The organism is uncultured Winogradskyella sp. (assembly GCF_947495255.1).
GTDB lineage: Bacteria > Bacteroidota > Bacteroidia > Flavobacteriales > Flavobacteriaceae > Winogradskyella.
The window spans coordinates 461,761-480,569 of record NZ_CANLYI010000001.1 but is presented as its reverse complement, the minus strand read 5'-3'; the positions used below and the strand labels follow the sequence as shown (position 1 = coordinate 480,569).

Genomic DNA, 18,809 nt, shown 5'->3' with positions numbered 1-18,809 from the left:
GCTTGTTTTATATCTTTAGTGTTTTAGCACTTAAAGCGTACTTTTTTATGAATTTTAACTCAAAATTACCCAATGTTGGGACGACCATATTCACAATAATGAGTGCTTTAGCAAACGAGCACAAGGCCATCAACTTATCACAAGGCTTTCCTAATTATCCAAGTTCTCAAAAATTGAATGATTTGGTCACTAATGCTATGAACACTGGTTACAACCAATATGCACCAATGGCTGGTAATTTAGATTTGCGTTTGGCAATTGCTCACAAATATGAGTTGTTGTATAAAAGTACCTATCATCCTGAAAAAGAAATTACGGTTACAGCTGGTGCAACCCAAGCCATTTATACTATAATTTCGGCATTTGTAAGACTAAATAATGAGGTTATTATATTTAAACCTGCTTACGATTGTTATGAACCTGCTGTTGAAATTAATGGTGGTAAAACAGTTGCTATACAATTATCTGCACCAAATTATGGCGTGAATTGGGATGAGGTCGCTTCAAAAATATCACCTAAAACAAAGATGATAATTATTAATTCACCTCACAATCCTAGTGGAACCATTTGGTCTAAGGAAGATATGCTTCAACTTCAAAAATTAACCAAAGACACTAATATTATTGTGTTAAGTGATGAGGTTTACGAGCATATTGTGTTTGATGATATGCAACACCAAAGTGCTTGTTTATTCTCAGATTTAAAGCAACGTAGTTTTATAACCGCATCTTTCGGAAAGACATTTCACAACACAGGTTGGAAAATTGGGTATTGCTGTGCTCCAGATTATTTAATGTCCGAATTTAGAAAAGTGCATCAATTTAATGTGTTTTCGGTGCATCATCCTGCACAAAAAGGGATTGCAGATTATATGCAAGATGCAGAAACGTATTTAGGTTTAAACACTTTTTTTCAACGGAAACGCGATTTGTTTTTAAGCTTAATTTCAGATTCTAGATTTAAGTTTCAACCATCACAGGGCATATATTTTCAGGTTTTAGATTATTCTGATATTACGGATGATTACGACGTGAATTTTGCCAAACGATTAACTAAAGAATTTAAGATTGCATCCATTCCATTGTCTGTTTTTAACGACAATAACAAAGATGATAAGGTCTTGAGATTTTGTTTTGCTAAGACCGATGAGACATTAGTTAAAGCCGCTGAAATATTATGTAAAATTTAATCAATTTAGGTGTTACTTTTTGTAAATTCATGTGTCTTAATATTGAACAATAAAAACATAAATACAATGAAATATTATATCATCTTATTATTCTTAAGTCTATCGCTTACATCATTAGCGCAAGAGGTAACTAAAGAAGGGAAAATCTATGAAGTTAAAAATGAAAAAATATTTTTTGACGGCATTGATGTTACTCAACTACTAACGCTCGAAGAAAGAACTTTTATTTTTAAGGAAGCTGCTTTAATTTCTGAAAAAATGAAGCTTACGGAAGCTGCAAAGCTTAAAGCTCAACAAGCACTAAAAGTAGCAGATCAAGCAAAGTTAGAAGCGCAAAAAGTTAAGGACGCTGAAGAGAAAGCAAAGTTGGAAGCCGATAAGGTTAAAAAAGCAGAAGAGAAAGTCTTAAAAGAAGCTGAGAAAGCAAAAAAGGCTGAAGAAAAGTCTATTAAAGAGAAGGAAGAATTAGCAGATAAATTAGAAAAAGAGACTAAAAAAGCGGAGAAAGCACAGAAAAAGTCTGAAAAAGCTCAGAAAAAAGCCGAAAAGGAAATAAAGAAAAAAGAAAAACTTCAAAGTAATTTTGAGAAAGCAGAGAGTAATCTTGAAAAAGGAAAAAAGAAATACGAGAAGTTAAAAAGAAAAGGGAAATTATCACCTCAAGACGAAATAAAATGGCTTGATAAAATTGATAAACTTACAGAGAAAGTAACTAAAGCAAAAAGGAAGCTGTAAGTATAAGTCAGCTTTAAATTATTTAAGCAAGCTATAAAGTAAATTCATAAATGTGATTACTTTTTGGCTTGCTTTTTTTATGCCATATTTTGAAATCAAATTTGTAATTTTATAATATGAATTCAGATTTAAGAGTTGCCATCATTCAAACTGATTTGGTTTGGGAAAACCCAGAAGAAAATAGACGTTTGTTAGAGGCTAAAATCAATGCCATGTCTACTGACGTGGACCTTATTGTTTTGCCCGAAATGTTTACCTCTGGTTTTACCATGAATCCGGACGCTGTAGCAGAAACTATGGAAGGCAAAACCATAGCTTGGCTTAAAGACATAACGAAAGCAAAACAGATGGCTATTATGGGAAGTCTTGTTGTTTCTGAAAACAACAACTTTTACAATCGTATGGTTTGCGTTGAACCTTCAGGAACTATAACCACCTACGATAAACGACACACATTTACTTTAGCAGGTGAACATAAAGTTTATACAGCTGGCACTGAAAAAGTACTTTTTAATTATAAAGGTTGGAAAGTTTGCCCATTGGTTTGTTATGATTTACGTTTCCCTGTTTGGGCTAGAAATGTTGAAGATTATGACCTGTTAATCTACGTAGCTAATTGGCCAAAAGTAAGAATTGATGCTTGGGATACTTTACTAAAAGCTAGAGCTATTGAAAACATGACCTATTGTATTGGTGTCAATAGGGTAGGACTAGACGGGAATAATTTTGAGTATTCTGGTCACTCAACGGCATATGATGTTTTAGGCAATAGAATAGATACTTTATCTGAAAATGAAGAAGCTATTCAAATTGTCACCTTAGAAAAAAGTGCCATAAAAAAATACCAACAAAAATTAAATTTCTTAAATGATAGAGATGATTTTAATCTGAAAATTTAAAGTCAATTATCCAATCAAAACTGGCTCTGACTTCTTCTATAGGTTCGGAGTAAATAACTCTTTCAGGCTGTATGCCTAATAAGAAATTTCCTGTGTCGTATTTACGATTCTCATTTGTGTCTAAAATAACACGCAGTCCATATTTTTTAGGAACTAAATTGGTGAAATCAACTATAGGAGACTCTTTAGCATAAAGCTCATATAGAACTTCACCATTAGTGTTTACCAATTGAACAATCATTGGGAGTTTCGCGTTTCTAAGATTAACTCTAATATTTCCGTATTCAGATTTTAATTTCGTTCTAATAGAATAACTCATAGTATCTATGTTAGTTCCATCGTAGAAATCAGTAAATGCACCTGGTAGTATAGTGAATTTGTACTTTTGGTCCTCTTGCTTTTCAATAGGAAACTTATAGGTGTTGTAAATGGAGTCGTATTTAACCTTGACAGGAATTCTAAGAGAGTCTTTATCTATTATTGAAATCTTAGTGGTGTCAATTTTAGAAAAAGGAATATTGCCTTCTATAGCAAAATCTTCTTCATATCTAATAACACCATTAATTAAAGATTTTAACTTTAATGAATCGCCTTTTATGGTTCTAAAACGATGTTTAAAAGTATCAATTTTTTTTCCGTTAGTAACGGTGAAAAATGTGGTGTCGACGTCAAATTTTGGTTTATACCAATAATATAAAGTGTCTGTTTCCCGATCTTTTAAAATACGTGTTTTATAGCCCTCAGGTTTCTCGTCTATAACATTAATTCGCATGTTTTCGTAACTGCCTTCGTACGGGAAAATGATTCTTGTTTCGCCATCTTGTGACGGTTTAATAGCTTTAAAATTCACTTTCTCATTAAACAATTTCAATTTATAAGTAGAATCTGTTGGTACAGTTATAAACCCTTCATGAAACCCTATTTTATCTGTTTTTTGATTAAATCTGTAGTTAGAGTTTTTATCCTTTAAGGCAATCAATTTATACGTTCCAGCTTTTATATTATCAATGCTAAATGTTGTAACGCTATCTAGTGTATTGGTAATGTATCTTGGCTTTTCTTTATAAACAATGGAGTCTGAATACGTAGAATCCTTTTCATATAACATCACAGAAATAAAAGTGTCTGGCTCATTTAGTAAAGCATCTTCTACAAAACCTTTTACAGAAAGAGAATCTATGGTATTACCTGTAGAAAAAACATAACGATAGTAAGAAAAAGGGTTTCCTTCATTATTATCTACAATGCTCTCCCCAAAATTAAAAGCATAAGTTGTATTGGCTTCTAAAGTGTCTATGATTTTAATACTAATTGTTTTACTCGCACCGCTTGCAGGTGTTACAATGGGCTGAGTATCCATTGGAGGCGAAATAATAAGCTGTTTTGTTAAATCTTTTATTTTAACATACTCATTAAAACGAATAATAATTTCATCGCCTTTAAAATTGGTCGAGAAGTTTTCTGGTAGCGATTGAGTGATTTCTGGCGGTGCAATATCTTTTTCTCCTCCTGTTGGAGTGCCACGATTAGCGCAACTCGCAAGAGTTATTGCAATAAAAATAAAACTTAAAATTCGCATTAAATGTAAACGCATCTATTCAAAAATATTTAGCACAAAGAAACAATATAATTTAATTAGAAACGAAAAAATCAATCTGCAATTGCCATTGTAACAACACTTAACTTAATATTATCAATTTTTAACAAAACAGTAGCACAAGCTTCTACAGTTGCACCTGTTGTAATAATATCATCTACTAGTAAAATATGTTTGCCTGCTAATTGTTGTTTGTCTGAAATATCAAACAAGGCTCCATCGTCATTCCAACGCTTTAAACGTCCTTTAAAAACTTGTGTTTTAGTTGATTTGGTTTTTATTAAAACAGAGTCATTATAATCGGCATTGAGTGCTTTGGCTATTTCTTTTCCAAATTTTGCAACCTGATTGTAGCCGCGTTCTCTCAATTTTGTTTTGTATAATGGCACAGGTACAATCACATCAATATTTTTATAATTATCTAAAGTTGCTAGTTCTGTACCAAACCACTTACCAAAGAAAGTACCGATATCTTCATGACCTCTATATTTTAAATTATGAAGAATTTGCTGTACAATTCCTTTTTTTGAAAAGTGTAATAATGCAGATGCATTTTCTAGTTTTACTCGCCCATAAAGTACTTTTTTTACGGCTTCTTCATTGTCAAAATGATAATTAGTAACTGGTAAATGATGTCTGCAAGAAGTGCATAACATATCCTCATTATCAGATAAAGCATAGTTACAGGCTTCACAAACCTTTGGGAAAATCAAGTTTAACAAGTATTTCATCACTTAATCGATTAAAACAATAGTGCTATGTAAATAATTATAATTTCGCATTAAATTAAGAAAATTATTAATGATAGTTAACCCTCAATTATTTAACTACAGATTAATTATAAGTTCTTTATTAGTCGTTTTAACAGTTTTAGGAATATATAGCTACAGTAAATATAAGTCCAATGAATCCTACGAGGCGTTCCTAAAACAAGAAAAAGTTTTGATAGAAAGTGAACTATCAGAGTTATTATCAAGTTATGATGATTTAGGCAAAGACTATAATCTTATCGCTTCGCAGCTCCTAGAAGCGAAATTAGAAACTAAGAATGCCTTAGATTCTTTAAGATTATTAAATAGTGATTTATCAATTATCGCTAAGTTTAAAGAGCAACTTATAGTTTTAAAGTCTAAAAGCAAGGTGCTTCTTAGTACTATAGATTCTTTGAACACTGCAAATATTAAGTTGCAGACAGAAAATCGTTATGCTTTAAGCACTATTGAAAAGAAAAAACTACAGATTAATAATTTAGAAGAAACAAATGGCGATTTAGTCGCTGTTAATGATTCTTTAAATGTATCAATTGACAAAGCTGCAATCCTAAAGGCGAGTAACCTTATTGCGCAATCCTATAAATTAAAATCGGGTAAAAAACGATTAACAGCACGTGCAAAGCGAGCTAATGCAATAGATGTTTGTATTACTTTAAATGAAAACCCTTTAACTTCTAAAGGAGATAAAGATATTTACATACAAATTGTTGGGCCAGATGGTAATGTAGTTTCTGATAAAGGGGAAGCGACTTTTGGTGATACAACTTTAATTTACAGTAAAAAAGAAGTGATTAACTATAATAATCAGAGTTTAGAAGTTTGTACCGAAATTGTTGCTGATGAAGATGATAAACCTTTTCAAAAAGGCTATTATTTTATTAGTGTTTTTCACAGAAATGATAGGTTAGGTGGTACAAGTATTGAACTAAATTAAGATAAGTATATAATTAACTATATAATTTTTGTAAAACCGTTCTGTTAATCAGAGCGGTTTTCTATTTTTGCATCATTATGGCAAACGACGATCAATTTAAAAAAGTAATCTCTCACGCAAAGGAGTATGGTTACGTGTTTCAGAGTAGTGAAATCTATGATGGACTAAGCGCAGTATATGATTATGCTCAAAACGGAGCAGAATTAAAGAAAAACATTAGAGACTATTGGTGGAAAGCCATGGTGCAAATGCATGATAATATTGTAGGTATTGATGCCGCAATATTAATGCATCCAACCACTTGGAAAGCTTCTGGTCACGTAGATGCTTTTAATGACCCTTTAATTGATAATAAAGATTCTAAAAAGCGTTACAGAGCTGATGTTTTGGTAGAAGATTTTAGAGAGAAGATCAATCAGAAAATAAATAAGGATGTTGCTAAAGCGCAAAAACGTTTTGGAGATGCCTTTGATGAAAAAGAGTTTAGAGCTACAAATGGTAACGTAATTCGTCGTCAAAAACAAATTGATGAGATTACGGTTCAATTAACTAAGGTCCAAGAGGAAAATGACTTAGAAGGCTTTAGACAACTTATTGTAGATTTAGGTATTGTTTGTCCTGTGTCAGGTACTTCAAATTGGACAGATGTTAAGCAATTTAACTTAATGTTTGGTACTAAACTTGGTGCTTCTGCAGAATCAGCGATGGACTTATATTTAAGACCAGAAACAGCTCAAGGTATTTTCGTGAATTTCTTAAACGTTCAGAAAACTGGACGTATGAAGATTCCTTTTGGTATAGCACAAACAGGAAAAGCGTTTAGAAATGAAATTGTTGCAAGACAATTTATCTTTAGAATGCGTGAGTTTGAGCAAATGGAAATGCAATTTTTTATTAAGCCAGGCACACAAAAAGAATGGTTTGAATATTGGAAAGAAACACGTTTAAAGTGGCATAAATCACTTGGTTTAGGCCAAGAAAATTATCGTTTCCATGATCACGATAAATTGGCACATTATGCAGATGCTGCTACAGATATTGAATTTAACTTTCCATTTGGATTTAAAGAATTGGAAGGAATTCATTCTCGTACAGATTTCGATTTAAAGCAACATGAGAAATTTTCAGGTAAAAAGTTACAATATTTTGACCATGAAGATAACGCCAATTATACGCCTTACGTTTTAGAAACTTCTATTGGTTTAGATAGAATGTTCTTAGCTGTATTTTCAAATTCTTTAGTTGAAGAAGAACTAGATAACAATACAACAAGAACCGTTTTAAAATTACCAGCAGTTTTAGCTCCAACAAAAGCCGCAATTTTACCTTTAGTTAAAAAGGATGGGTTACCAGATGTAGCTAAGAAGATTGTAGAAGATTTAAAGTGGGATTTTAACGTAACTTACGATGAAAAAGATGCAGTAGGTAGACGTTACAGAAGGCAAGATGCTAACGGAACACCATTTTGTATTACAGTAGATCACGACACTTTAAATGATAACATGGTAACGATTCGTCATAGAGATACCATGGAACAGACACGTGTAAAGATTGAAGATTTAAAAGATATTATAAAAGCTGAGGTTGATGTTAAGCATTGGCTACAGAAAATGAAATAATAGATTACTGCAAACGCAGGAATCTATTTTACAAAAAACGCCCAAACTATTAAGTTTGGGCGTTTTGTTATTTATGAAGAACTTTGATTAAAATCGATATCCAAAATTAACTCCAAAACGTAATTCAACATTACTTAAATAATCAGTATCAAAGTTTCCGATATTTCTTGCAACATCAGTTTTTAGTGTTAGCGTAAATTTATTACTAAACATCCACTTATGGCCAATACCAAAACCAGCTGATACACCAGAGACATCATAAGACTCCTTTTCTGTTACTTCTGTATTAGAATCGAAATCGTAGTAAAAGTAATCTTCAATTGTTACCTCTCCAGTTCTTGCTCTTAACTGTGGATAAAAGAAAAAACCAGAGTGATCTTTATGTTTTGAAAAATATAATAAATAGGAAGCGTTAAAAGTCATTGCAGTACTTTTATCAATATAGCCAGCATCATAATAACCGTAAGTATCAAAAAGGTTTACACCAACGAGTAGTGATTGGTTATTATCAAATAAACGTTCGTAATTAACATTTAAGGTGCCAGAGATAACCATGTCTAAAAGGTTAGTTGAGATTTCTGATTTTTTAGGTAATTCTTCAGGTTGTGTTTGAGCATTCATGGTTATTACTGAAAATAGCATGACGAAGGCAATAATTGATTTTTTCATATGTGTATTTGATTAATGATTATTGTTGATAACAACAATTATACCATGTAGATGATCAATATGCCAAAAGGTTGCGTTTCTAAATCAAATAACTCAATTAATGGCTGTGTCCTCCTTCGCTGTCATTAAGCAACATGCCTATGCTTTTTATCAATATTTGATTGTTCATTAACATTTCAGGATTTAAAACTTCAACAGCATTTTCTGTTTCTTTGCCAATGCTTAGTTTTACTTTCTTCAAATTGTATTTATCATTATTTTCTTCTTCTAAGACTAAAGCATAGGTGCCATCTTCTAATATTACCAAAGCTTCTTTTGGTAAGCCCATTTTTCTGGCACTTTCAGTAATTATCTCAGCTTCTACAAACATGCCAACAATAAAGTTTGCATCTTCATTATCTACATGTCCATGTACTTTTACTTGTCTATTTTCATCATCAATTGTAGTACCAACTAAATGTACTTCAGCAGTAAAAGTGTCTTCTGAAGCTTCAGGAATTTTAAATTTAATTTTTTGCCCTTTCTTAACATTCATAATATCCTTTTCAAAAACAGAAAGTTCTAAATGGATATGGTCTGTGTCCACAATTTCTAAAATGACATCACTTGGCGAAACATAGGTACCGTTACTCACATTGACTTTAGTAACATAGCCTTCAATTGGTGCATATAAATTAATACTAGATGAAATTTGCCCTTGCTCTACACGTTTCGGACTAATATTCATCATCTGTAATTTTTTACGCAAGCCGTTGTAATGTGCCAAATTGCTTTTATAGGTGCTTTCAGCTTTTAAGTAATTTTTTTCCGAAGTTATTTGCTCATCAAATAAGGTTTTTTGTCTGTTGAATTCAGATTTTAAATAATTTAATTGCTCTGCAACTTCAAGGTAGTTTTGTTGAATTTCTACATATTCAGGATTTTGAAGCGTCACTAAAAGCTGTCCTTTTTTTACTTCATTACCTATTAATAAAGGTGTTTTTGTAATATAACCACCTATAAATGTTGAAATACTCGATTTGTTTTGAGGTGGTACATCAATCATTCCGTTGACGTTAATGCTCTCATTAAAATCGAATTCACTTAGGTTACCAAACACCATTTTTTCGCTATCAAATTGTGCTTTTGTAATAGTAATATGGTCGTGGTCTTCTTTGGTTGATACCACTTCAGTGTCGTTATTTTTTTCGTTTCCGCAGGCTAAAAAAACCATTGAGAACAGTATTATATATAATTTTTTCATCTTTAAAAAATGTTTAAAATAAGGTGATTAATGTTGATTACAGTTTGGTTATAAGCGTTTAAATTCTCTAAATAATTGAGCTCAATATCTTTTGCTGTTTCTAAACTTTGGATATATTGAAAAAAGTCAATTTCGCCTTCCTTAAAAGTTCGGTTGGCGGTTTTAATAATTTCATTTTTTAAACGTTCGCCTTGGGTATCGTAGTAATTAACGGCTTCTTCGTACTTACTTAATGTGGTTAGAAGTGATTTATATTCTGAATTTAATTGCACTTCATAATCTTGTTTTTGTTCAGATATGATGTCTTTTGCAATTTTAGACGCTTTTATTTTAGACGAATTTCCGAAGAACAACAGCGGAATCTTAATCCCGAATTGATAGCCTTTAATATTTGTGTTGAGGTTATCATTTGTACCTTGAAAATATTCGAAATTAAGGTCTGGTAGTAAATTCTGCTTTTCAGATTGGTAAACAGCATTTTGATAATTTTTAGCATTTTCAAAATAGAGTAAACCCGAATTATTTTGCATCGAAGGACTAATTAGTTCTAGCTTTTCTAAATCTTGGTCAATAATCTCTAAAGTATCAACCTGAACAATGGCTTTTAACTGCTCTTTAGAAAATTCAACATCTTGCAACGCCTGTTTATATAAGGTTTGAAGTTGTTTCTGTTTAGATTCGGCTGTAATAGTTTCTAAATAATTGGTTTCGCCAAGCTCAAACCGTCTTGCTGCTTTTTGTGAAAAATCTTGATACAAACTATCTAAAAAACGATAGGTTTCAGCTTTCTGTTTGGCATAACTTAATTGATAATAATTAGAGTAAACCTTCTTTTTAACTTTTTGAAATTGAATATTATATTTAGATTCTTCCAAATTTACCATCGCCTTATTCACTTTCTTTTCAGCAAAATAAACCGTAGGAAATTTGAAATCTTGAGCTATACCGAACACTTTTAAGGGCTCATTATTAATGGCTAAATTGTTTTCATCATAATTATAATACAATGATGTTTTATCAAAACTAAAAGCACTTCCTACAAAAGCATCACTCTTTTCAATCTGTAAATTTGAGGCTTTTAAACTGGCATTGTTTGCAATGGCTAAGTCCAACGTTTGCTCTACAGTGAGTTGAGATTGTGCATTAATATTCATCATAAAAAAGAATCCAATAACCGTAACGATAGCTGTTTTATTCATTTTAATCTCTTTTTTTTCTTCAAACCATGCGTACAATACAGGTAAAACTATTAATGTTAAGATGGTTGCAGTGACCAAACCACCTATAACAACAGTAGCTAAAGGTCGTTGCACTTCTGCACCAGCATTTGTTGAAATGGCCATAGGTAAGAAACCTAAAGCTGCTGCTGCTGCTGTTAAAACAACAGGTCTTAGACGCTCTGAGGTACCACGTTTAATGCGTTCTTCAATATCATCAATACCTTGTGATTTGAGTTCTTTAAAATGCTCAATAAGTACAATGCCATTTAAAACGGCAATTCCGAAAAGTGCAATAAAGCCCACACCTGCTGAAATACTAAAAGGTAAATCGCGCAACCATAGTAATAAGATACCACCAACAGCCGAAAGCGGAATAGCAGAATACACCAATAAGGCTTCTTTAACAGAATTAAAGGCAAAATAGAGTAGTAGAAATATTAAGGCTAAAGCAATTGGTACAGCAACTGTTAATCGTGCTTTGGCACTTTCTAGATTTTCAAATTGTCCACCATAAGTAATGGTGTAACCAACAGGTAATTTAAGTTTGCTGTCAATAATAATTCTAACATCATCTACAACAGATTGCAAATCTCGGTTTCTCACATTAATACCAACCACGATTCTACGTTTGGTATCATCTCTAGATATTTTTGCTGGTCCAGTTGTATATGTAATCTCTGCTAATTCGCTCAGCGGAATTTTAGTGCCACTTGGTGTATCTACATACAAGTTTTTTAGGCTTTCTATGTTTTTACGGTTCTTTTCATCTAAACGAATCACTAAATCAAAACGTTTTTCACCTTCAAAAACACTACCAACGGTTCCACCTGCAAATCCCATTGAAATCAATTGATTAACATCTGAAATATTTAAACCATAACGCGCAATTTTACTTCGATTGAAGCTGACACTCATTTGCGGTAGCCCTTCGACTTTTTCAATAATAATATCTGAAGCGCCTTCAACATCTTGAATTAGACGTTTTATGTCATCTGCTTTATTGGCTAAAACGGATAAGTCGTCACCAAATATTTTAATAGCAATATCTGCTCTAACACCTGTAATTAATTCGTTAAATCGCATTTCAATAGGTTGGGTGAATTCTACTTCCATACCTGGAATTATAGTCAATGCTTCTTTAAATTTATCTGCTAATTCATCTTTGCTTTTTGCAGAAACCCATTCTTTTTTAGGTTTCAGTTTTATGATAACATCGCTTTCTTCCATAGACATTGGGTCTGTTGGGACTTCCGCGGCACCAATTCTACTCACTACTTGTTCAACTTCTGGAAAACTATCTAATAAGACTTGCTCAATTTTAGTGGTGATTTCTATGGTTTTACCAAGTGAAGTTCCTGTTTTTAAAACCGGTTGAATTACAAAATCACCTTCGTCTAAAGTCGGTACAAATTCACCACCCATTCTGCTGAATAAGTAAAAACTAGAAACTAATAAAAGCATTGCTAAACCAATCACTAATTTTTTGTGATGTAATGCCCAACTGATGGAAGGTTTATACCAAGAGTTTAAAACCTTCATCAATCTCACGGAAATGTTATTGTCACTTTGTTTATTCGGTTTTAAAAATAATGAAGCAACTACAGGAACATAGGTTAAACATAAAAGCATGGCTCCAATTAATGCAAAGCTAAAAGTTAAAGCCATTGGTCTAAACATTTTACCTTCCACACCACTTAAGGATAAGATTGGAATGAAAACGATTAAAATGATTAATTGTCCAAAAATGGCAGAATTCATCATTTTTGAAGCACTTTTTAGTGTAATTGCATCAATTTCTTCTTGTTTTGCCTCTTTTGTAAGTGCTTTTAGATTGTCGCTTTGTGTTATAATTCTATAAGCAATAAACTCGACAATAATTACGGCACCATCTATTATAATTCCAAAATCGATGGCACCAAGACTCATTAAATTGGCATCGACACCAAAAAAATTCATTAATGAAATCGCGAATAATAAACTCAACGGAATCACAGAAGCAACTACTAATCCAGAACGTAAATTACCTAATAATAAGACTACAACAAATATGACGATAAGCGACCCTAAAATTAAATTTTCGGAAACCGTAAACGTGGTTTTACCTATGAGCTCGCTTCGTTCTAAAAAGCCATTAATAAAAACACCTTCGGGTAAACTGCTTTGCACAGAAGCAACACGTTCTTTTACTGCATCAATAATGGCTTTAGAACTACCATCTTTGAGCATCATAATTTGACCCAATACTTTTTCACCTTGTCCATTTCCTGTAATGGCACCAAAACGTGTTGCGCTACCAAAACCGACATTTGCAATGTCTTTGATGTAAATAGGTACGCCTTCATTCTTCACTACAATATTACCAACATCTTCGAGAGATTTTACTAAACCTTCACCTCTAATAAAGAAGGCTTGGTCTGTTTTTTCAATATATCCACCACCTGCAACACTGTTGTTTTTTTCTAAAGCGTCATAGATTTCGGAAAGCGAAATATGCATGGCATTTAGTTTGTTTGGATTGATGGCAACTTCATATTGCTTTAAAAACCCTCCCCAAGTATTCACTTCTACCACTCCAGGAATTCCAGAAAGTTGTCGTTTTACAATCCAGTCTTGTATGGTTCTTAAATCGGTTGGTGAATAGCGGTCTTCATAACCAGGTTTTACATCTAATATGTATTGATAGATTTCACCCAATCCAGTAGTGATTGGTCCCATTTCTGGACTTCCAAAACCTTCTGGGATTTTTTCTGAAGCGGACTTTATTTTTTCGGCAATGAGTTGTCTTGGAAGGTATGTGCCCATATTGTCTTCAAAAACAATGGTTACAACAGACAAACCAAATTTAGATACGGAACGAATTTCTTCAACTCCAGGTAAATTTGCCATTTCCAATTCCACGGGATATGTAATAAACTGCTCAACATCTTGAGTAGATAAATTACGAGATGTGGTAATGACTTGGACTTGGTTATTGGTAATATCTGGAACAGCTCCAATAGGGATTTGGGTTAAGGAAAAAATTCCAAAACCAATAATAAATGCTGTAAACAGGAATATAATCAGCTTATTCTTTAAGCTGAACTTAATAATGTGCTCTAACATAATTCAAAAAAATTAAGAAATAAAGAATGCCTATTTATAAAGAAATAGGTTTAAATCTAAATTGAATTATGCGTGTTTGGGTGGTTGGAAAATAGAGGATTTCTCGAAGTTAGTAAAGGTGTCTTCGTAATGAAAATTAAAAGGAATTTCTATAAACTCTTGATATTGGAAATCAAAATTATTAGTAATGCTTATGAAAGAAGTATTTGTATGTGTTAACATGTGTTGCGCATCTTTAAACGGTAAGTCTTTGTGTTCTTCATGATTATCTTCATGGTTCACTTTAGAGTCGCCATAATGTTCTGCTAAAAACTCAAAAAACGTATCACCATACTTTTCTTTATGAAATTCGGCATGTTTCAATAACACACTAAACTTAGAGAAGTCTTCTAAGTTAATGTTGAAACTCTGAATAAGAATCAAAAATGAATACGTAAAAGCAATTAGTTTACTCATAACTATGCGAAGATACGAAATTTCGCCTTTGATGATATGTGATAAAAGTTACACGTCTTAAAAATAAGCCTTTAACTGAACAGTTCCGGTATGTATCATTTTAGAAGTTTCAGATTTTCTGCCGAAGTAATTCAGATTTAAATCTAAATATTTTGTCAATTTCTTTTGTGCTAATAAACTCCATGTAAAGTTTTTTCCTGGTTGTAAACCTTCTAGCATTTGGTAACCAACAGGTGTGTTAGAATCGCCTTCAAATTCATTTTTGAAATAGTTAAATTCACCTGTTAACGCTATTTTTTGTGCTTTATTAAACGTGAGAGACAAACCATAATTATTTTGCGCTAAGGATTCTAAACTTCCAATAGTGTTTTCTTTTGAGGTGTATTGATAGAATATATCAAACTGTGCGTTTTCACTAAATAAATAACTTAGTTTGGGTTTAAACTGGTAGTTGTCAATAGTGTAATTTCGGTTGGTGTAATTCTCACTTTTACTATCGTCTTTACCCAAACTTCCCAATGTGTTTAATAACCAACTGGTATTGAATTTATGATTAAAATTAACTTGATGGCTACTGGTTTTGTTTTGCTGAAAACCTATAGAAAGTAAATTTCTGCTTTTGTTATTTAAATACGTATAAGACGTGGTGTAGCGTTGCTTACCTCTGTTGAGAAATAATACATTCCTCACACTATAATTTAGAGATACAAAGTCATCAGTGTCTAAATCATCTTTTAAAGCTTCAAAGGGATTTAAATTAAAAGAATTACTATCCTTAAACTTTTTACTATCTACAATAAAAGAAGTTTGGTCATAGAAATGCGACCAAAATTGTTTCGATTTATTTTTAGAAACACTCCAGTTTTGAGGATTTATAGTAACCGTTTGTCCAAACCGATTTTGATGCGTTTGCACATAAACCTGATTGGGTAATAAAACTCTTATGTAACTACCTTGATCTGCAAATTGAGCAATTTCAAACTCGTCTAATTCTTGAATGCTGTTGTTATTATAATCAATCCAAGTGTAGGCACCTTGGCCAGCTTCAACCTCTACATAGGTGAAATCTTGTTGGGCTAAGGTTCCGGAATTAGTTTCGAAACTAGAATTTAAAATAATAAGGTTCTTAAATAATTTCTGATTAAAATTCAATCTACTATTTAAGCTTTGCTCATCGTCTATACTATTATCTTCCGATTTTAAATCTCTATAATTAGCATACAATTGAAGTGTTGTATTTTTATTCTGAATTAATCTCGATTTTAAATAATAGGTGTTAGAATTATTAACACGTTCTAAACTATTATTTCGTAAACTATCATTAAAACGCTTTATGTAACCTACTTCTGCATAAACTTTGGTACTGTCTCCAATGCCAACAAACGTTTCGTAGGCATTAAATTTTTGACTTAATTCTGTTAAGGAATCGCTCGCAATTGCGCGTTGCTCGTTATCTTCAGTTGTAAATTTTACACCAGCCCATTTGTTGTTTTTACCATAGACTACGCGATTAAAAGACCTTAAAAATGTAGATTGATTTATAGAACTTTCATTGTTTAAAAAACTAGAATTTGAATACATAGTAAAATTACCCAAGCGTAAATTAGCAGAAATACTGTGCCTATTTCCATTGAAGTTTTCAGAATAATTTAAATGTTCAAAATTGTAAGTTGCTACACCTTTTTTGGAATGTGCTAATCTCAATCCTGAAGTAAATAACAATTGGTTGCCATAATCGATAAGGTCTCCCGTATTTTCTGAAGTATCTAAATTCCAATCTCTGTTAAATTCTGCTCTGTATAATCGTTGAATAGAATTGAAGTTTTTCTGAATAAAATCAGTGTCAACGGAAGCTGTTAAATTCCAAAGACTATCAGATTGTATTAAATTTTGCTTCAAGGTAAATTTCCCTGCATAGCCATCATTATTACCATCGTCTAAATTTGAAAATAAATTAGCGTCTTTTTTACTACCTGCAAATTCAAAAAATACATCTGTTTTTTTACTGGGTTTGTACTGTCCGTTAACCACAGCAATTTGTAAACGTTCTGGCGCAACTAATTGTGTAATGGGTTCGTAATTTCCTTGTGGTACACCTGCAATTGGTGCTACATATTCATATATATTGTTAATTGCATTGGTGTTGCTCAATATGTAATTTCCTTGATTAGTACCAACTAAAGTAAAGCTTACACTATATAATTGGTCTTCGGCATTAGTAGAAAATACAAATATTTCTTCTGCTCCAATAAATTCCTTTTTATATAAAATACGGTTTTCAGAATATGTGGTTTCTGAAGCAGAAGGCGCAATCATTAAATCTTCATTATCACCAGCAGCTGCTAATATTTGAGTTTGTTCTGTAGATAAATTTTGTTGTAAAGGTTGGTTTTTAGCATCACTTTCAGAATAAACGGATACATTTAACTTTAAGGTTTTGGTAGTGTAGTTTGCGCCTCCAAAAACGGTAAATCTCGAATAATTACGCTCGCTAAATTGGTAATCTACTGTAATTCGCATTTCGGAAGTAATCGGAAATGTAGAGTTAAAAATAATTTCGCCAGCATTATAATCTATAATGTAATCGTTGTTTTCGCCTCGTTCTAAAGGTACACCATTAACGTAAACCGTTTCACTGCCAGATACTATGAGCACATAAAGTTCATTGTTAGAACCACTAAGTTTGTATGGCCCTTGGTTACCTTCTTGTGCTGTAAATTGTGTTGTTGTAAATTGTCCTCTAACCAAAGCACCTGAAGCAAATACTGAGGTTTTGTTACTTATATTAGCATTAACCAGCAAGCCTTGTACACGTTTAGAGAAATTAGCGAAATAGCTTTTTGTGTCTATTAAATCAATATCACCAGCTCTTATATTCCAATCATCACTAAATAATTCAATAAAAACTTGGTCAAATTCATCTAATCGTTGAGAATAACCACTTTCTTGCAATGGTATATTCGCATCTTGAATCGAAGCTCTTAACGACACTTTATCGCTCAGTTTCCCAGAAATCTGTAAATCGAGTTCACTGTTTAAAACGGAATTTTGATTGTTGCCTATTGTGACACCTCTAGAAATACTTCCAGAAGTGGTTAAGCCATCAAAAGGAGTAAAGGTGTTGTTTGACGCGTTATTTTCAAGTCTATATAATTGCTGAAACTGTGAAGAACGATCCACTATAACAGCATCATCTAATTGTTTGTAAACCTTGGTTAGAAATTTTGGATAACGTAAATACTCGATTTGAATAGTATCTATTTTCGTAGGTTGTTTAAAGCGTAAAATGGCTTTTACAAAATCAACAGAATATAATGTAGAATCAATGATTTTGTTGTCTTTTGTTTTAACTTTAAATCTTGAAGGATTAATACTTACGGAATCAATTTTAATAGAATCCTTAACGGCTACTTTTTTTTGTCTAAAATTACTATCCTTCTCTTGGGAGAAGCCCAAAAAAGTAAATAGGATTAGAATAAAGGAAATAGCAATTTTCATGTAAAGTTATAACTGCTTAAAGCAAAAAATATTTTATCGTTAAAACAAGCTTAAAATAATGGTGTAAAAGTAGCGTATTATTTAATTTAGCAGTTAATCAGAATATGTCAACATGAAAATAGTTTCTTATAACGTAAACGGAATTAGAGCGGCTTTAAAAAAAGGCTTTATAGAATGGTTAATGGCTACAGATGCGGATGTAGTATGCTTACAAGAAATTAAAGCCATGGAAGAACAACTCGATTTAGATTTGTTTGCAGAAGCTGGTTACGAATACAATTATTGGTTTAGCGCACAGAAAAAAGGCTATAGTGGAGTTGCAGTATTGTGTAAAACCAAACCTAAGCATATAGAATTTGGTACAGGAATAGAATCTATGGATTTTGAAGGTAGAAACATCAGAGTAGATTACGATAACGTTTCTGTTATGAGTATGTATTTACCTTCTGGAACCAATGCGGCAAGATTAACCCACAAGTTTGAATATATGGATTTAATTCATAATTATTTGAATGAATTGCAAACCCAATTACCTAATTTGGTAATTGTTGGCGATTATAATATTTGTCATGAAGCTATAGATATTCACAATCCTAAGATGAAAGGTGTTTCAGGATTTTTGCCAGAAGAGCGTGAGTGGTTAGGTGAATTTATTGATAGTGGGTTTGTTGATAGCTTTAGATATTTACATCCAGAACGTCAAGAGTATTCTTGGTGGAGTTATAGAGCAAACTCTAGAGCAAATAACAAAGGTTGGCGTTTAGATTACGCTATGGTAAGCGCACCTCTGCAAGAAAAAATTAAACGTAGCGTTATTTTAACAGAAGCAGTGCATAGTGATCATTGCCCTATTTTATTAGAATTAGATTTATAA

The 18,809-nt window shown here is 32.3% G+C and carries 13 protein-coding genes; 6 read left to right on the top strand and 7 right to left on the bottom strand.

Annotation, left to right across the window (positions count from 1 at the left end; translation table 11 throughout):
- The first annotated feature begins 47 nt into the window (after positions 1 to 47).
- The 3 genes from Q0807_RS02055 to Q0807_RS02045 all read left to right on the top strand — a co-directional run bounded on the left by Q0807_RS02055 (position 48) and on the right by Q0807_RS02045 (position 2,824).
- Complete coding sequence (locus Q0807_RS02055) at positions 48 to 1,190, top strand: methionine aminotransferase (RefSeq protein ID WP_299105783.1); 1,143 nt, start codon at positions 48 to 50, stop codon at positions 1,188 to 1,190.
- Positions 1,191 to 1,256: 66 nt separating this feature from the next.
- Positions 1,257 to 1,925, top strand: a complete 669-nt coding sequence (locus Q0807_RS02050; protein WP_299105781.1) for a hypothetical protein — start codon at positions 1,257 to 1,259, stop codon at positions 1,923 to 1,925.
- 116 nt (positions 1,926 to 2,041) lie between these two features.
- Positions 2,042 to 2,824 carry an amidohydrolase gene (locus Q0807_RS02045; protein ID WP_299105779.1) on the top strand — a complete coding sequence of 261 codons (783 nt, stop codon included), beginning with the start codon at positions 2,042 to 2,044 and terminating at the stop codon, positions 2,822 to 2,824.
- Here Q0807_RS02045 and Q0807_RS02040 read toward each other — a convergent pair.
- Together Q0807_RS02040 and Q0807_RS02035 are read right to left on the bottom strand one after the other, a co-directional pair.
- Positions 2,808 to 4,418 (bottom strand): Ig-like domain-containing protein, encoded by a 1,611-nt coding sequence (locus Q0807_RS02040; RefSeq protein WP_299105777.1) that lies wholly within the window; start codon positions 4,416 to 4,418, stop codon positions 2,808 to 2,810. The genes Q0807_RS02045 and Q0807_RS02040 overlap by 17 nt on opposite strands.
- Positions 4,419 to 4,474: 56 nt before the next feature.
- Positions 4,475 to 5,152 (bottom strand): ComF family protein, encoded by a 678-nt coding sequence (locus tag Q0807_RS02035; protein WP_299105775.1) that lies wholly within the window; start codon positions 5,150 to 5,152, stop codon positions 4,475 to 4,477.
- A gap of 70 nt (positions 5,153 to 5,222) precedes the next feature.
- Between Q0807_RS02035 and Q0807_RS02030 the strand changes: the two genes are divergently transcribed.
- Both Q0807_RS02030 and Q0807_RS02025 read left to right on the top strand, forming a co-directional pair.
- Entirely contained in the window at positions 5,223 to 6,128 is a 906-nt protein-coding gene (locus Q0807_RS02030) for a hypothetical protein (protein ID WP_299105773.1), read from the top strand.
- Positions 6,129 to 6,205: 77 nt separating this feature from the next.
- A complete protein-coding gene (locus Q0807_RS02025) occupies positions 6,206 to 7,747 on the top strand; it encodes a glycine--tRNA ligase (RefSeq protein ID WP_299105770.1) in 1,542 nt (513 codons plus the stop codon).
- An 87-nt stretch (positions 7,748 to 7,834) separates the two neighbouring features.
- On the opposite strand, the gene Q0807_RS02020 is transcribed toward Q0807_RS02025, so the two are convergent.
- The 5 genes from Q0807_RS02020 to Q0807_RS02000 form a co-directional block, all read right to left on the bottom strand.
- On the bottom strand, positions 7,835 to 8,416 hold the full coding sequence (locus Q0807_RS02020) for a DUF3575 domain-containing protein (protein ID WP_299105768.1): 582 nt from the start codon (positions 8,414 to 8,416) through the stop codon (positions 7,835 to 7,837).
- A 97-nt stretch (positions 8,417 to 8,513) separates the two neighbouring features.
- Positions 8,514 to 9,659 (bottom strand): efflux RND transporter periplasmic adaptor subunit, encoded by a 1,146-nt coding sequence (locus Q0807_RS02015; protein WP_299105766.1) that lies wholly within the window; start codon positions 9,657 to 9,659, stop codon positions 8,514 to 8,516.
- A 2-nt stretch (positions 9,660 to 9,661) separates the two neighbouring features.
- A complete protein-coding gene (locus Q0807_RS02010) occupies positions 9,662 to 13,981 on the bottom strand; it encodes a CusA/CzcA family heavy metal efflux RND transporter (protein WP_299105765.1) in 4,320 nt (1,439 codons plus the stop codon).
- Between the two features lie 66 nt (positions 13,982 to 14,047).
- Positions 14,048 to 14,437, bottom strand: coding sequence for a hypothetical protein (locus Q0807_RS02005; protein WP_299105763.1), 390 nt, complete (start codon positions 14,435 to 14,437; stop codon positions 14,048 to 14,050).
- A 57-nt stretch (positions 14,438 to 14,494) separates the two neighbouring features.
- Positions 14,495 to 17,935 (bottom strand): hypothetical protein, encoded by a 3,441-nt coding sequence (locus tag Q0807_RS02000; protein ID WP_299105761.1) that lies wholly within the window; start codon positions 17,933 to 17,935, stop codon positions 14,495 to 14,497.
- A 112-nt stretch (positions 17,936 to 18,047) separates the two neighbouring features.
- On the opposite strand from Q0807_RS02000, the gene Q0807_RS01995 reads away from it, so the two are divergent.
- Positions 18,048 to 18,809 (top strand): exodeoxyribonuclease III, encoded by a 762-nt coding sequence (locus tag Q0807_RS01995; protein WP_299105758.1) that lies wholly within the window; start codon positions 18,048 to 18,050, stop codon positions 18,807 to 18,809.

Coding starts and splice junctions, on each gene's coding strand:
- Q0807_RS02055 (WP_299105783.1), top strand. CDS start 48: ATGAATTTTAACTCAAAATTACCCAATGTTGGGACGACCATATTCACA.
- Q0807_RS02050 (WP_299105781.1), top strand. CDS start 1,257: ATGAAATATTATATCATCTTATTATTCTTAAGTCTATCGCTTACATCA.
- Q0807_RS02045 (WP_299105779.1), top strand. CDS start 2,042: ATGAATTCAGATTTAAGAGTTGCCATCATTCAAACTGATTTGGTTTGG.
- Q0807_RS02040 (WP_299105777.1), bottom strand. CDS start 4,418: ATGCGTTTACATTTAATGCGAATTTTAAGTTTTATTTTTATTGCAATA.
- Q0807_RS02035 (WP_299105775.1), bottom strand. CDS start 5,152: ATGAAATACTTGTTAAACTTGATTTTCCCAAAGGTTTGTGAAGCCTGT.
- Q0807_RS02030 (WP_299105773.1), top strand. CDS start 5,223: ATGATAGTTAACCCTCAATTATTTAACTACAGATTAATTATAAGTTCT.
- Q0807_RS02025 (WP_299105770.1), top strand. CDS start 6,206: ATGGCAAACGACGATCAATTTAAAAAAGTAATCTCTCACGCAAAGGAG.
- Q0807_RS02020 (WP_299105768.1), bottom strand. CDS start 8,416: ATGAAAAAATCAATTATTGCCTTCGTCATGCTATTTTCAGTAATAACC.
- Q0807_RS02015 (WP_299105766.1), bottom strand. CDS start 9,659: ATGAAAAAATTATATATAATACTGTTCTCAATGGTTTTTTTAGCCTGC.
- Q0807_RS02010 (WP_299105765.1), bottom strand. CDS start 13,981: ATGTTAGAGCACATTATTAAGTTCAGCTTAAAGAATAAGCTGATTATA.
- Q0807_RS02005 (WP_299105763.1), bottom strand. CDS start 14,437: ATGAGTAAACTAATTGCTTTTACGTATTCATTTTTGATTCTTATTCAG.
- Q0807_RS02000 (WP_299105761.1), bottom strand. CDS start 17,935: ATGAAAATTGCTATTTCCTTTATTCTAATCCTATTTACTTTTTTGGGC.
- Q0807_RS01995 (WP_299105758.1), top strand. CDS start 18,048: ATGAAAATAGTTTCTTATAACGTAAACGGAATTAGAGCGGCTTTAAAA.